7 protein-coding genes are annotated in these 16,329 nt (G+C 36.3%); 6 read left to right on the forward strand and 1 reads right to left on the reverse strand.

Annotated elements, in window-relative coordinates:
• Positions 1 to 240 precede the first annotated feature (240 nt).
• The 3 genes from BOW57_RS06725 to BOW57_RS06735 are packed head-to-tail and all read left to right on the forward strand — an operon-like array spanning position 241 to position 13,545.
• Entirely contained in the window at positions 241 to 10,653 is a 10,413-nt protein-coding gene (locus BOW57_RS06725) for a gliding motility-associated C-terminal domain-containing protein (RefSeq protein ID WP_129053487.1), read from the forward strand.
• 28 nt (positions 10,654 to 10,681) lie between these two features.
• Positions 10,682 to 11,605 (forward strand): type IX secretion system membrane protein PorP/SprF, encoded by a 924-nt coding sequence (locus BOW57_RS06730; RefSeq protein WP_129053488.1) that lies wholly within the window; start codon positions 10,682 to 10,684, stop codon positions 11,603 to 11,605.
• Positions 11,606 to 11,616: 11 nt separating this feature from the next.
• Entirely contained in the window at positions 11,617 to 13,545 is a 1,929-nt protein-coding gene (locus tag BOW57_RS06735; RefSeq protein WP_129053489.1) for an OmpA family protein, read from the forward strand.
• Between the two features lie 94 nt (positions 13,546 to 13,639).
• On the opposite strand, the gene BOW57_RS06740 is transcribed toward BOW57_RS06735, so the two are convergent.
• Complete coding sequence (locus tag BOW57_RS06740) at positions 13,640 to 14,041, reverse strand: DoxX family protein (RefSeq protein WP_129053490.1); 402 nt, start codon at positions 14,039 to 14,041, stop codon at positions 13,640 to 13,642.
• A gap of 224 nt (positions 14,042 to 14,265) precedes the next feature.
• On the opposite strand from BOW57_RS06740, the gene BOW57_RS06745 reads away from it, so the two are divergent.
• Genes BOW57_RS06745 through BOW57_RS06755 form a run of 3 tightly spaced genes read left to right on the forward strand, consistent with a single transcriptional unit; the run spans position 14,266 to position 16,315 of the window.
• Positions 14,266 to 14,859 (forward strand): TetR/AcrR family transcriptional regulator, encoded by a 594-nt coding sequence (locus BOW57_RS06745; RefSeq protein ID WP_206734736.1) that lies wholly within the window; start codon positions 14,266 to 14,268, stop codon positions 14,857 to 14,859.
• A gap of 12 nt (positions 14,860 to 14,871) precedes the next feature.
• Positions 14,872 to 15,081, forward strand: coding sequence for a hypothetical protein (locus BOW57_RS06750; protein ID WP_129053491.1), 210 nt, complete (start codon positions 14,872 to 14,874; stop codon positions 15,079 to 15,081).
• Between the two features lie 4 nt (positions 15,082 to 15,085).
• Positions 15,086 to 16,315, forward strand: coding sequence for an MFS transporter (locus BOW57_RS06755; protein WP_129053492.1), 1,230 nt, complete (start codon positions 15,086 to 15,088; stop codon positions 16,313 to 16,315).
• Positions 16,316 to 16,329: the final 14 nt, after the last annotated feature.

Raw genomic sequence — 16,329 nt, forward strand, 5'->3', positions numbered from 1 at the left:
AGTATTTATTATGAGTGTTTTCACTAAAAAAGATCTTTTTAAAAACTTAATTTATTCTGTTTTCTTGTTGCAAATTATAACTTGAAACATATAAATCAGCATCTTAAAGCTAACTTTTCATAAATTTGAGTACCCCCTATTTACAATTACCAATCATTCTTTTCGAAATTAACGAACAGCATAAATTTTAATTTAATGTGGTTATAAATTGTTCGTATCCACTTTGCAATCTCGAAGCCTATGGGACAATCTTTACAAATTAAGAAGTATTTTAAAAAACTTGTTCTGGCATTATTTATAGTTCTTTCTTACACTATAAATTCATATGCTCAAAATTGTACAGTTAACGCTGGAGTTTTAAATGTCACTATTTGTGAAACTGATGCTTTAGTTTTAGAAGGAAGTACTCCTTCGCCAATTACAGGTACAGTTTTGTGGTCTCAAATTTCAGGTCCTGCAGTTGTGATCAATTCTCCAAACAGCACAAGTACTACCGTATCTGGTTATACAGGAGGAAATACTTATATTTTTAGATATAGTGCCGTCTGCGGAGATGGAATTCTAACCTATCAAGATAAAGTTGTTAATGTTAAACCTATTACTGTGGCACAAGCAGGTGGAGACGTAGCAAGTTGTCCTAACAGCGCAGGAACGTTAACTATTACAGCAAATACACCTCAAAATACGGGAGAGACTGCTTATTGGGAAATTGTAGGCAATAATAATGCAGGGGTTGTAATTAATTTTCCCAACTTACCTACTTCAACCATAAATCTGCCCGCAACAAGCTGTGGAGTTACTACCTTACAATGGGTTATTGAAGGTCCAGAACTAGCTCCCGGAATTCGTTGCAGAACTACGTCGCAAATTACAGTGACTAATTATGGCGGTGTTAAACCTATTTCTGCAGGACCAAATCAAACATTAAGTAATTGTTACACTACTACACAAAGTACCAATTTAAGTGGTACATATGGTGGATGCGGATTAAACGGGCAAGGTGGATTATGGACATTTGTAAGCGGACCAAATACGCCAACGATAAACGATCCTACTTCAAATACTACTCAAATTTCAAATCTAACTGAAGGTACTTATACTTTTAGATGGACCGTAACAGGACCTTGTGCTTCTGGAAATGCTTCCGTTACTATTATAGTTCCTCCAGCAACACAAGATGTAACAACATTGCCTGGCGGTGCCGAAAATATATTTTTTTGTGACAATACCATCACTCAGGTTACACTAGTAGCTCAAACGCCATTGTATGCAGGTGAAACTGTACAATGGACACAAATTGCTGGGGATACTGGTGCTCAAATCATCTCACCTACAAATCCTACAACATTAGTTAAAAACATTTCTGATTCGGGAGATCCTTATACTTTCAGATACACTCTTACCAACGCTAATACAGGCTGTGTTTTTACTAAAGACTATAATGTACAGTATAATGGTGCAACGAGAACAATTGTTGCTAATAATGGCAATGATATTGTTGGCAGCTGTAATGCAACAGTTTTTACAATTCCGCTTACTGTAACTGGTACTGGAGTTAATCAATATAGAATCACCCATGGACCTGATAATTCTCCTTTAGCACCTTTCCCAACTGCGCTGAAAGATGTGGGTAATTCATTGACTTTAACACTCACTACTCCTGGAGATTATATTGTTGAATTTGTTAGAAGTCAAAATGGCTCACTAAATGTAGCATGTGATTATGGTTTTGACACTTTAAACATTCTTGTTTCAGGTGCGCCAACACCTTCTAATGCAGGATCAGATGTGAGTTTGCCTTGCGGCGATACCACCACGATGCTTTCTGGTGTTATGACGGACGACGGTTTGCATTTTTGGAGTCAGTTAAATGGTCCAAATGAAGCAATTATTGCAGATGTTTTTGCAACAGACACACAAGTAAGCGGTCTTATTCCCGGCACTTATGTTTTTCAATATATAACAAAAGGCGGCGGTGCTACCTGTGGTTTCTCAGTTTCAACTGTAACTATATATGTCTCTGGAAGTACATTAAGTAATACTGATGCCGGACCAGATCATGTTGTTTGTACAAAGTCTGATGTTCCTCTTACTGCCAAACCTGCAGAAAGTGGAGAAATAGGTGGATGGAGTCAAGTTTCAGGACCTGATACTTTAATATTTTCTAATGTACACGATCCTAATGCAATTGTTTCAGGATTATTGACTTCAAATGCTGTTTATGAGCTGAAATGGACCATTTCATATCTACATCCTGGACCAACATGTGGAGCCGATGTTTCAGATAACATGCTGATATATACTACTAATAGTATTGCTCCTACGAGTTCTGATGCTGGGCCAGATACTTGCTATCCTAATGGAACCAATACTTTTAACTTAAGCGGGAATACACCTGAGGGACAAGATTTTGGAACTTGGACAGTATCCCCCTCAGCAGGAGTTGTAATTGCAAATATTAATGATCCTAATACTTTGGTGACTGTTCCTAGTGATGGAACTTATACTTTTACCTGGGCAATAGCAAATAGACTGAGGATATGTATACCAAGTACAAGCAGTGTGAAAGTAACTATTGCAGGCACACCACCAGCAGCAGATGCTGGTCTTGATCAGGAAACTTGTGGCAGCGTAATAACTATGGCAGCCACAATAAGCAGCGGTGCGACTGGAACATGGACAAGAATATCTGGAGCTGGTAATTATACAATTAGTGACCCACATGATCCAAATGCTGTTTTCACATTTACATTCAGTGGCTACTATATTTTTAGATGGACAGTTAGTGCTGATATTTGCGGCGAAGCATTTGATGATATTAATTTAACTATCGGAATTCCGCCTCACGTTGCTGCAGCTGGACCAGATCAGAATGTTTGTAACAATACCACCGTAACAATGGCTGGAAATGCTTACGACAGTTTTTTCGAAGACGGACAGTGGTCTGTGCTTACTGGTGCACCAAATCAGCCTAATATTGTTAATCCATCTAACCCAAATACAGTTATTAATGGACTTGTAAAAGGAACTTATACTTTCAGATGGACAATTAATGCTAAAAGTGTGTTTTTATGTCCGCCAACATTTGATGATGTAATTGTAACTGTTCTGCCAGCAGCCAATGCTGGTCCTGATAAAACATACTGTGATGTAACCAGCATACAGCTTATAGGAAACGAAAACTCTACTGGAACTTGGACACTTACTACTACCTCCGGAAATGTTAATGATGTTGTTATTACCCAATCGCCTCCAAACAGTTATATTGCAAATGCTACAGTAGTTCCAGGAAATACATATGTTTTTACCTATACCATATCTTCTTCTGCCAATCCAGTTTGTCCTGGATCTTCAGATGATGTAAATATAGATGTGTTTAACGGTGCAAGTGTTGATCCTAATGCAGGAGCCGATCAAAATCTTTGTATTACTGATGTTACCGGCAAAACAATTTTGGACGGAAACCTTCCTCCTCCAGATGTTTCAAAAGCTGAATGGAGATTTGTTTATCAACCATCGGGAAGCGTTGCTGTTATTGAGACACCAACGGCACCAAAAAGTAATCTTTTAAACTTAACTGTTCCTGGACTTTATATTTTAGAATGGGTTTTTGAAAGTACCTCTTGTCGAACACTATCTGATATAGTTCGTATTGAAATGAATGCTCCGCCTAGTACTGCAGAAGCAGGACCAAATGATACTGCTGCATGTCAAACTACATACAAAACAGCCGCTTTGCCACCAGCAGTAGGTATTGGAACATGGTCTTTTGCTTTACCAGCAGATGATCCATCCAACGGATCTGTCGTAATAGACAATCCAAACAGCCCGGTTACGACTTTATCTAATATAACAACATTAGGAACTTACATATTAACATGGACAGTAACAAATGGTTCTTTTACAGATCCGTCGTCATGCCAGCCTTCTGTTGATAAAGTTTCGATAACCTTTAACGATATACCGCCTTCAAAAGCAGAAGCAGGACCTGATCAAGAATTATGTAATGTTGATTCTACTACCATGGCAGCAGTTCCTGTAACTTCTGGTATTGGTACTTGGACTAAGATGTCGGGACCTGCTGTCAATATTGGTGCTCCAAATGACCCTAATTCTATAATGCTTGGACTGCAGCCCGGAACTTATGAGTTTTTGTGGACGGTGACAACATTAAATAATAATGGTTGTATCTCTGAAGATTCAGTTATAGTTACCATTTACGACCAGCCTTCAACTGCTGACGCTGGACCAAATCAGATAGTTCCCCAATTCTCTCCCGTAAACATGAACGCCCTGCCTCCAACAGTGGGTACAGGAGAATGGACTCAAATAACAGGACCAAGTACTCTAGGTTTCGTTGACAGTAAATCGCCCACAACAGCCGTTAGTGGTACTATTGCTGGCACATATCAATTTCAATGGACGGTAAGTAATGGAAATTGTGCTGTCTCTTCTGATGTTATGACCCTTACAATACTTTCTGTTTCAGATCTTGAACTAACAAAATCTGTGTCTCCTACTCATGGAAGTGTGGGAGATGTAGTAACCTTTACAATTCAAATTTTTAATAACAATTCACTTGGAGGAACAGTAACCGCAACTGGTGTAGCTGTAAGAGATTATCTTCCTACTGGTTTTACCATAGTGCCGGGATCAGCCAATTTATCAGGACAATATAATGTAGGAGATAATACGTTGACTTGGTACAATCTTACAATCCCAAATGGAGGAAGACTAAATTTAACATTCAAAGCCACTATTAATACTGTTGGAAGCACATTAAATAAGGCTGAAATTGTAGAATCTGATCAATTTGATCCAGACAGTACACCAAACAACCAAATAGAAACTGAAGATGATCAGGATAGTGTATCTGTCTCAATAGACGTTGCCGATTTATCACTTCAAAAAACAGTTTCTCCAACTTCTGTAAGTATAAATGATAATGTAATATTTACGATTAGAGCAACTAACAGCGGTCCTAACAATGCCACAGGAGTAACAGTTTCAGACAAACTTCCTCCGGGTTATACGTATGTAAGTGACAATGGTTCTGGTAAATATAACAGTACTACTGGTATTTGGAATATAGGTAATCTAAACAATGGAAATTCAATCACATTACAAATTACCGCAAAGGTCAATGTTGCAACAGCAGCTAATTACAAAAACACGGCAGAAATACAAACTGCACGTCAATTTGACCCAGACAGTACACCTGGAAATGGTCTTCCTGAAGATGATATGGCGAGTGCTAATATTACACTTAAATCTGCAGATTTAGAGCTTACTAAAACGGTTACGCCAACATCTGCAGCGTCAGGTCAACAAGTAGATTTTATTCTTAATCTAATCAATAAAGGCCCTGGAAACGCTACAGGAATAGCCGTACAAGATGTTATTCCGGTAGGTTATACATTGATTCCCGGCTCTGTATCAATTGGAGGAACTTATCAAGTGGCAACAGCTACGCTTGAATGGAAAAATATAGCTTTAGCAAATGGTGCAAATACCAATTTAACTTTTAGTGCATTTGTAAATCCGTTAGGAAGTTATAAAAATGTAGCTCAAATCACCGCCAGTGATTTACCAGATCCTGACAGTACACCAAATAATGATGACGGTGATCAAAGCGAAGATGATGAATCTAATGCTGAAATTATCTATATTGGGCCTTCGGCAGATTTATCATTGGTCAAAAAAGTTGTTGCAGGAAATACTAGTCCAGTAGTAGGAAGTCAGATTTCATTTGAACTAATAATACAAAATGACGGACCAAATAGTGCAACTGGAATTGAGGTTAAAGATTTACTTCCAACAGGATATGAATTTGTAAATTACAGTTCCTCTGCTGGGCTTTATAACAATACTACTGGTATATGGAATGTTGGTACTGTTGATAAAGGAGTTGCAGAATCGCTTATTATTGATGTAAAAGTACTGCCTACGGGAGATTATAAAAATATTGCTCAAGTAACAGCCAGCAGTCTGCCTGATCCTGACAGTACACCAAATAACGATGATGGTGATCAAAGCGAAGATGACGAAGCCAATGCAATTGTTACCCCAATTCAACCAACTGCTGATTTATCACTTACTAAATCCGTAAACAGATCATCGCCTTTAATTGGCTCCAAAGTTACTTTTGAAATTATAGTTACCAATAATGGACCAAATGATAACACTGGCGTACAAGTAACCGATAAGCTGCCATCTGGCTATACCTATGATTCATTTACGGTATCTACTGGAACATATGACCCAGCAACAGGTGTTTGGATTATTGGAAATTTAGTAAATGGAAAATTTGAAACGCTTCAAGTTACTGCAGTCGTAAATCCAACAGGAGTTTATCTTAATTCTGCTGAGGTAACTGCCAGCGATCTTCCCGATCCAGATTCTACTCCAAATAACAAGGTGACTACAGAAGATGATTATGCCGAAATTTCAACAACTCCAGTAACAGCTGTGTCAGATTTATCTTTGACCAAAACAGTCAATAATACTAATCCAACAGTAGGTTCTCTTGTTACTTTTACAATTATTGTAACTAATGGCGGACCACAAGATAATACTGGTGTAGAAGTAACGGATTTATTGCCTTCTGGATATACATACAACAATTTTACACTTTCTACTGGTGCTTATAATCCAACTACAGGAGTTTGGACTGTAGGTAATTTAGTTAATGGGAAATTTGAAACACTGCAAATCACAGCTCGAGTAAATGCATCTGGTAATTACACGAATAGCACCGAAATAACAGCTGCTGATCTCCCTGATCCAGATTCAACTCCAAACAATGGAAATACAACTGAAGATGATTATTCAACAGCAACGACAGTTCCAATATATCAATCTTCTGATCTATCATTAACTAAAACCGTTAATAATGCCACTCCGCTTGTAGGTACATTAGTAACTTTTGAAGTAATTGTAACAAACAACGGCCCGCAAGATAATACAGGAGTTCAAGTAAAAGATTTATTACCTTCTGGATATATCTTAAATGGATATACAATTTCAACAGGAACTTACAATTCAACAACTGGTATTTGGAATGTAGGCAATTTGATAAATGGAAAATCTGAAACCTTACAGATAATTGCAATGGTAAACCCTGCGGGAGATTATACCAATATTGTAGAAATTACAGCAGCAGATCTTCCTGATTCTGATTCTACTCCAAATAATGGAATAACAACAGAAGATGATTACGCAGCTGTATCAACAACTCCAATAAATAAATCTTCAGATCTGTCATTATCTAAAATAGTAAATAATGCTACTCCTGTAGTCGGTTCAGTAGATACTTTTGAAATTGTAGTAACTAACAGCGGGCCACAAGATAACACAGGTGTTCAGGTAACTGATTTATTACCTTCTGGGTATACATACAGTGGATTCACTGTTTCAACTGGAACTTATAATCCGACCACAGGAATATGGAATATAGGGAACTTAAATAACGGAAAATCTGAAACTTTACAAATAACTGCAATTATAAATCCAACTGGAAATTATGTTAATTCTGCCGAAATAACAGCAGCAGATCTTCCAGATCCAGATTCAACTCCAAACAATGGAGTAACCACTGAAGATGATTATGATACTGCATTTACAGTCCCAATATTAAGAGGAACTGATTCAGACTTATCGCTGACAAAAAAAGTAAACAATGCCACTCCTTTAGTCGGGTCTCAAGTTATTTTTGAAATTATTATCAGTAATAATGGTCCATTAGATAATACCGGCGTTAAGGTTCGAGATTTGCTTCCAAGCGGATATACTTTTAATGGCTATTCCATCTCTACAGGAACTTATGATTCTACAACAGGAGTTTGGACTGTAGGCGGTTTGGTTAATGGAAAATCGGAAACTTTAGAGATAATGGCAACAGTAAATCCTAATGGAGATTATACTAATGTTGCAGAAGTGATAGCAGCAGATATTAAGGATCCTGATTCTACACCTAATAATGGAGTTGTTACCGAAGATGACTATTCAACTGCGACAACTACACCAATCAATCAAACCTCTGATTTATCTTTAACAAAAACTGTAGATAATGCAGCTCCGATAATAGACACAGAAGTCACTTTTGAAATCGTAATAACCAATAGCGGTCCACAGGATAATACTGGTGTTCAAGTAACTGATTTACTGCCAGTAGGTTTTACTTTTAACCGCTATACTGTTTCCACAGGAACATATAATGCAACTACAGGATTATGGAATGTAGGAAATTTAAGAAAAGGACAATCTGAAACACTTCAAATCAATGCAATAGCTAGTATAGTTGGAGAATTTGTGAATACTACTGAAGTAATTGCCGCCGATCTTCCTGATCCAGATTCAACACCAAATAATGGAATTACAACAGAGGATGATTTTGCTTCCGTTAAGATATTAATAGTAGACAAAACTCCGCCTCCACCTCCATTCTCTGATTTATCAATAACTAAATCTGTCAACAATGCAACTCCTCTTGTGGGCTCTCAAGTTACTTTTGAAGTTGTGGTGACTAATGGTGGAAAAGATACTAATACTAACGTGCAAATAACAGATTTACTCCCATCTGGGTATACTTATAATTCATTTACAATCTCTACGGGAACTTATAATCCGTCAACTGGATTATGGACTGTAGGAAATTTGATAAACGGTAAATCTGAAACACTGCAAGTAACTGCAACGGTAAATCCTGCAGGCAACTATACTAATATCGCTGAGGTAACGGCAGCAGATCTTCCTGATCCTGATTCAACTCCTAATAATGGGGTTACTACAGAGGATGATTATGCGACAGTTAGTACTACTCCAACAAATCAGGCATCAAATTTATCTTTAACCAAAACGGTTAATAATCCAACACCTTTAATTGGGGCACAAGTTACCTTTGAAATTGTTGTAACCAACAGCGGCCCGCAAAATACATCGGGAGTGCAGGTCAAAGATTTACTTCCGCCAGGTTATACTTTTAGCAGTTTTACCGCTACAAAAGGATCCTATAATAAAAATACAGGAATCTGGAATATCGGCTCTTTTGTAAATGGTGATTCACATACATTGCAAATCACCGCTATTGTTAACGCTGCAGGAAATTATCTCAATATTGCCGAAGTAACGGCGAGTAACATGCCTGATCCTAATTCAACTCCAAATAACGGAGTTGCCACAGAAGATGATTATGCAACTGCGTTTGTAACACCTTCAGTTCTTATGGCCGATTTATCGATCAGTAAAACTACACAAACGGGCAAAACAATTTATGAAATTGGTTCGACTGTTATTTTTAATATCACAGTAACAAATGATGGTCCCGGTGATGCAAGCGGTGTGAAAGTAAAAGACTTACTTCCAGCTGGATTTACTTATCTAACCAATTCGGCAACAAGCGGAATTTATAATTATGCTACGGGAATTTGGACTACTGGAACTGTTAACAATGGAGAAACTCAAACTTTAGATATTTACGCTAAAGTAAATCCGCCAACAGGTGCCGCTAATGAATATACAAATGAAACAGAAATTATTGCCAGTAATATGCCTGATCCTGATTCAACACCAAACAATGGAGTTAAAACAGAAGACGATTACGACAGCATTCAAATCAATGTTTCTATCGCTGATTTAAGTTTAGATAAAACAGTAAGTAATAAAAATCCAAATGTAGATGAGGTAATAACCTTTACCTTGCAGCTTAACAACGAAGGACCAAGTCAAGCAACTGGAGTCGCCGTTGATGATATAATTCCGTTAGGCTATCGAAATATTACTAATATCTCAAACGGAGGATTATTTAGAGGTAACATCATAAAATGGACTAATTTAACTGTTCCAGTTGGAGGTATTACTTTAACCTATCAAGTTACCGTTGCAAGTCCACATGGACTTGACGGTTACGATTATTTAAATGTTGCCCAAGTTACTGCAAGTGATCAATACGATCCTGACAGTAAGCCGAATAACGATAATGGCGATCAAAGCGAAGATGATGAAGACTCAGAATTCATCAACATTTCGTCAACAGATATTGCTATAAACAAAGAAGTTGACAAAACAGATGTGCCAATGTACAGCACCGTAACCTTTACTATTACAGCTGAAAATCTTGGAAACCTTACTGCTACAAATGTCGAAGTTCAAGATATACTTCCTAAAGGTTATAAACTAGATACATTCACCGTATCGTCTGGAGTATATAACAGTACAACAGGAACTTGGACAATTCCATCTGTAGCTGTAAAAGGTTCTCAAACTTTGACAATTACTGCAAAAGTGGTTGATTTTAATGACTATTTAAACACAGCTCATTTTGTTAAAATGGATCAAATTGACAGCAACTCGTCAAATAATCAAGACAGTGCAACCGTTGCTCCTAATTGTTTGAAAATTTTCAATGAATTTTCGCCAAATGATGATGGTCAAAATGATACTTTCTATATCGATTGTATCTCACAATATCCAGACAATCAGCTCGAGATCTTTAATCGCTGGGGTAATTTAGTGTATTACAAGAAAGGGTACAATAACACTTGGGACGGCAAGGCAGACGGATCTGCAAAAACACTTCCAGAAGGTACCTATTTCTATATTCTTGATCTAGGAAATGGTTCCCCAAAAACATCTGGATGGCTTTATTTAAAATAAAATAGCAATAACCAAAATAGAATTGGCTATGATTAAAAGTATAAAAAAGATTTTCACAATCCTTACAATGCTTTCTGTATTTGGTACGATGGCTCAGCAAGATCCCCAATACACACAGTATATGTATAATACGCTTAGTGTTAACTCTGCGTATGCCGGCTCATTAGGGCATTTAGCTATAACTGGTATATATAGAACACAATGGGTTGGACTTGAAGGGGCACCAAACACACAGTCTTTTACACTCGATACTCCACTTGGAAAAAACGTAGGTCTGGGATTATCCGTAGTAAGCGAAGAAATAGGCCCTTCGGAAGAGCAATATCTTGATGCTAACTTCTCTTACACCATTCCATCAGGACAAACCCATAAATTGTCTTTCGGAATTAAAGGAGGCGGGAGAGTAATAAATATTGACTGGACAAAAGGAAGTTATAGAGATCCAGATGTTCAGTTTCGTGAAAACATCACCAATAAATTCCTTCCGGTAGTTGGTGCGGGATTATATTGGCACGGCGAAAGAGATTATATCGGATTGGCTGTTCCAAATTTTATGACTAGAGAACGATACAATTATGATGATATTGCCGATGATCTAGTCAATGAACGAATGCATCTTTATCTTATTGGAGGAATTGTTTTTGATCTTTCAGCTCACACTAAGTTTAAACCAGCTGCAATGGTAAAATATGTAGCCGGAGCTCCATTAATTGCCGATTTCTCAGCTAATTTTATGTTTAATAATTGTGTAACTCTTGGTGTTTCTTATAGAACAGCAGATTCTGTAAGTGCTCTTGCATCGTTACAAATCACACCGCAATTCCTTGTAGGTTATGCATATGATTATACTACTACAGAATTACAAAACTACAATAGCGGCACACACGAAATTATGCTTCGATTTGAATTAGTATCACGCAAAAAGGGATTAAAATCTCCTAGATTCTTTTAATACTAGCAGTTATGGAAAAAAGAATTATTATACTCGCCTTGCTAATCATCCAAATGGTTAATGCGCAAACAAAGAACAAAACGGCCGATGCTCTTTTTGATAAAATGTATTATATAGATGCCGCAAAATCATATGAACTATCCGTAAAAAATGGCGATACTTCAAAAGAAATTTTGCAGCGTTTAGGAGATGCACACTATTTTAATACCCAAATGCAAGATGCCAGCAAATGGTACAGCAAATTGCTTGCTGATTATTCTGCCGAAGTTTCAGCAGAATATTACTTTCGTTATGCACAATCTTTACAGGGAATAAAGAATTATGATCTGGCAAAAAAATGGATGAAAAATTTCTCCGAGAAACAAAAATCATCTGATTCTAGAGCTAAAAACTTCTCTCTAAAAACCGTAACTCTCGAAGATATAAAGAAAATAAAACCACAGTTTATCCTAGAAAATCTAGAAATAAACTCCGATTACTCCGATTTCGCACCAATGTTCTATAAAGGCGACTTAGTTTACTCAACAACAGTAGATTCTTCCTTTTTAAAAACAGCAAAATACGGGTGGAACGATCAGCCCTATTTAAATATGCAGCTGGGAAAAATAAGTCCGACACAAACAAACGTAACTTTTAAGGAACGTTTCGCAAAAGAAATTACAACCCAATATCATGAGGCTTGTGTCGCTTTTTCTCCAGATGAAAAAACCATTTATTTTACTAGAAACAATTATAACGGCAAACTAAAAAGAGACGATAAAGGTGTAAATAATTTAAAATTATACTCTGCCAAAGCAGTAGAAAACAGCAATGGCACCGTTCGATGGGAAAATGTAAAAGAACTTCCGTTTAACAGTGACAACTATTCTGTTGGACAGCCAACTATAAGCAAAGACGGTAAAAAACTCTATTTTGTTTCTGATATGCCGGGAACAATTGGTTCTACCGATATTTTTATGGTAGACATTTTAGGCGAAGACCAATATTCGAACCCTAAAAACTTAGGCGAGAAAATAAATACCAGCGGACGCGAAATGTTTCCGTTTATAACAGACAAAGCCTTGTACTTTGCCTCCGATGGTTTTTTAGGTTTAGGCGGTCTTGACGTTTTTGAAAGCCGATTAAATAATGAAGTTTTTGATTCACCGGCTAATCTTGGTGCACCTTTAAACAGCAGTTTAGACGATTTTGGATATATTGTGAATGAAGAAACCAACAAAGGTTTCGTATGCTCAAATAGAAAAACAGGTAAAGGCGATGATGATATTTACTCTTTCGAAAGAAGCTGTACACAATCTATAGAAGGTTATGTTTTTGATGCCATTTCTAATAAAAAAATTCCAGGTGCCATAGTTACACTCAAAAACAATGAAAATCAGCAATTGCAGCAAACCGTTTCTAGAATGGATGGAAAATTTGAGTTTGAAGAAAATATCAATTGCAATACTCCTTACGCTATAGAAGCAGCTAAAGATAACTTTACAACCTCATCAAAAGCAATCGTTACTGCCGAGAATTCAGGAATAACCGAAGTACCAATTGGACTTGATCCAAGTCTTATAGAACGTAAAAATGGTATTCTAAAAATCAAAATCGGAATTATTTTCTTTGACCTCAACAAATCAGATATACGATATGATGCTGCAATAGAACTTAATAAAGTAGTTTTATTAATGAATCAATATCCTACGGTAGTCATTAAGATTGAATCTCACACAGATTCAAGAGCCAATGATCAATACAATCTTGAATTATCTGATCGAAGAGCAAAAGCAACCAGAGATTATATAGTTTCTCAAGGAATTGCTGCAGAACGAATTGAAAGCGCAATTGGTTACGGTGAAACCCAGCTTATCAATAATTGCTCAAACGGGGTTCCTTGTACTGAAGCACAGCATCAAATGAACAGACGAAGCGAATTCATTATTACAAAAATGTAAAAACCTTAAATTACAAAGTTTAAACTTTAGAATATGGAATAAAAAAAAACGGTATTAAACCGTTTTTTTTGTTTGAGTTCTTATCAAGAATATATTAATCCCAATTACTTTTTGTAGAAGCACTATACTTTCCTCCTCCAGTAAAAAATAAAACAAGTGCAGTAAAAAAGTACAAACCAAGCAATTCTAGAGCCCAGCCTCCATGCTCACCCATTTTAAATATGTCAGCACTATGAGCCATTAATGCAGCAACAAAACAATTAAAAGCGTAAATTAATGCTGCGATTCTGGTTCTAAAACCAACTATAATAGCAATTGGAGCTAGAATTTCTCCCACTAATACACCATACGAAAAGAAACCTGGAAGACCTTTTTCTACTAACATTCCCGAAATATAGTCTAAAGCTCCATTGAACTTTGCAAAACCATGCAAAAGCATTAATAATCCAATTGTAATACGAAGTATTAAAAGACCAAAATCATTGTTTTTTCTCATTTTTAAAGAATTAAATTAAGTCAGACAAACCAGTTTTATTCACAAAATTCACCATTTTGTACGATAACTGCTGTTAGTAAAAATAGCAAAAAAAACATACAATCTAAATTTGTAAAAAAATTTCTATTTTTTATTTTAAATAACGTTGGATATTTTTTTTATCATAAATAAGCAAACGTTCATTTATTATTATATCTTTGTTTTCAATTTAAATATCCTTTCATTTGAGAACTAGAGATAGTAATAAAGAAGAATTAGTTAAGCAAAAAACGATAGAAATGATTGTAAAGTATGGCATTGAAGGCTTTGCAATGAATCGTTTAGCAAAAGAATGCGGTATCTCTGTCGCGACCCTTTACATTTATTATGCAGATAAGGAGGATCTCATAAAAAAAATAGGGATTGAGATGGGAACATTCTTTTTTAAAAGCTCTTTAAAAGACTTTACTCCCGATATGCCTTTTGCAATAGGGCTTGCTAAGCAATGGGAAAATCGGTCTGCATTTATGATGAACAATACTGATAAACTGGTTTGCTGGGAAATTCTCCAAAATTCAAACTACGGTGATTTTATAGTAAATGAAAGCTTGATGGAGCTAAAAGAAATTATGACAAAGTTTCTAAATGGCGCCATCGAGAGAAAAGAAATCGTACCAGTTACAAAAGAAGTCTTTTGGAGTATCGCTTACGGTCCTTTATACAATTTACTGCGTTTTCATGAAAAAGGAAAAGGATTGGGCGGAACCACTCCGTTTAAATTAACAAACGATGTACAACAAGAAGCATTACGTTTAGTAATCAAAGCACTAACCCCCTAAAAATTAATAGCCATGAATGTCATGATATTTGCTACTAATATAAAAACAGAAACCAGCAAAAATAAAATTGCAGCATTCTTTAATACAAACAAATCAATCCTGCAATGGAGTATCGATCAAGAAGATATTGATTGTGTACTCAGAATTATAAGTAAAAATCTAAACGCAGATCAAATAATCGAAATGTTGAATTTTCTTGACTTTGACTGCAAAGAACTTTAAATAAATGAACGAAAAACAAACACTCGAAACAGGTTTCAACGGCTATCAAAAACTTGTTATATTTCTTTTAGCCCTTACACAATTTACAGTTGTGCTCGACTTTATGGTAATGTCGCCTCTTGGAGATATTATGATGAAAACACTAAAAATTACGGCATCACAATTTGGTATTGCCGTTTCGGCTTATGCCTTTAGTGCTGGAATTTCAGGACTATTTACAGCAGGATTTGCTGATAAATTTGATCGAAAAAAACTTTTACTATTCTTCTATATTGGCTTTACAATAGGAACTGTATTTTGTGCCATAGCACCAAACTTTATATTACTTGTTGCAGCGCGTATTTTCACCGGTATATTTGGCGGTGTAATTGGTTCTATTTCTATGGCAATTGTTGCCGATTTATTCAGCCTGAAACAAAGAGGAAAAGTAATGGGATTTATTCAAATGGGATTTGGAGTAAGTCAAGTTTTAGGAATTCCGATTGGGCTATACATTGCTAATGCTTGGGGCTGGCACGTACCTTTTTTATGGATTGCCGCTATGGCAGCGATTATAACTTTGGTTTTATCCTTTAAACTACAGCCAATCGTGGAGCATTTAAGTTTAAAACAAGAAAAAACACCTATTCAACATTTGTGGCATACTATTTCAAAACCACACTATCAAGTTGGTTTCTTGTCTACTGCCCTGCTCTCTATTGGAGGTTTTATGATGATGCCATTTGGAAGTGCCTTTGCTATAAACAACTTAAAAGTAACCACTGATGAGTTACCTTTACTTTTTATGATTACTGGTGTTGCAACATTAATTACTATGCCTATTGCAGGAAAATTAAGTGATAAATTCAGCAAATTTAAGCTTTTTGCTTTTGCTACTTTATTTGCTATAATTGTAATGAATGTTTATGCGCATTTTGCCGCTACTCCATTTTGGATTGTATTAGTAACTAACATCTTAATGATGATGGCCATTATGAGCAGAATGGTGCCTTCAACAACATTAACCTCAGCAATACCAGAACCTCAGGATCGAGGAGCATTTATGAGTATTAACTCTTCTTTACAGCAAATGGCAGGAGGTTTTGGTGCTATGATCGCTGGATTAATCATTGTACAAAAAGACAATTATGCACCATTAGAACATTATGATACTCTAGCAATGGTAGCTTCGGTTATTATGCTTATAAGTATTTATTTAGTCTCTCGCGTGAGTAAAATTGTTTACAAAAAGTGATAAAGTTGTAAGCT

Origin of the sequence: Flavobacterium sp. YO64 (assembly GCF_004119505.1) — a bacterium.
Lineage (GTDB): Bacteria > Bacteroidota > Bacteroidia > Flavobacteriales > Flavobacteriaceae > Flavobacterium > Flavobacterium oncorhynchi.

Excerpts from the sequence above, each read along its gene's own strand:
- BOW57_RS06725 (WP_129053487.1), top strand. The coding sequence starts at position 241 with ATGGGACAATCTTTACAAATTAAGAAGTATTTTAAAAAACTTGTTCTG.
- BOW57_RS06730 (WP_129053488.1), top strand. The coding sequence starts at position 10,682 with ATGATTAAAAGTATAAAAAAGATTTTCACAATCCTTACAATGCTTTCT.
- BOW57_RS06735 (WP_129053489.1), top strand. The coding sequence starts at position 11,617 with ATGGAAAAAAGAATTATTATACTCGCCTTGCTAATCATCCAAATGGTT.
- BOW57_RS06740 (WP_129053490.1), bottom strand. The coding sequence starts at position 14,041 with ATGAGAAAAAACAATGATTTTGGTCTTTTAATACTTCGTATTACAATT.
- BOW57_RS06750 (WP_129053491.1), top strand. The coding sequence starts at position 14,872 with ATGAATGTCATGATATTTGCTACTAATATAAAAACAGAAACCAGCAAA.
- BOW57_RS06755 (WP_129053492.1), top strand. The coding sequence starts at position 15,086 with ATGAACGAAAAACAAACACTCGAAACAGGTTTCAACGGCTATCAAAAA.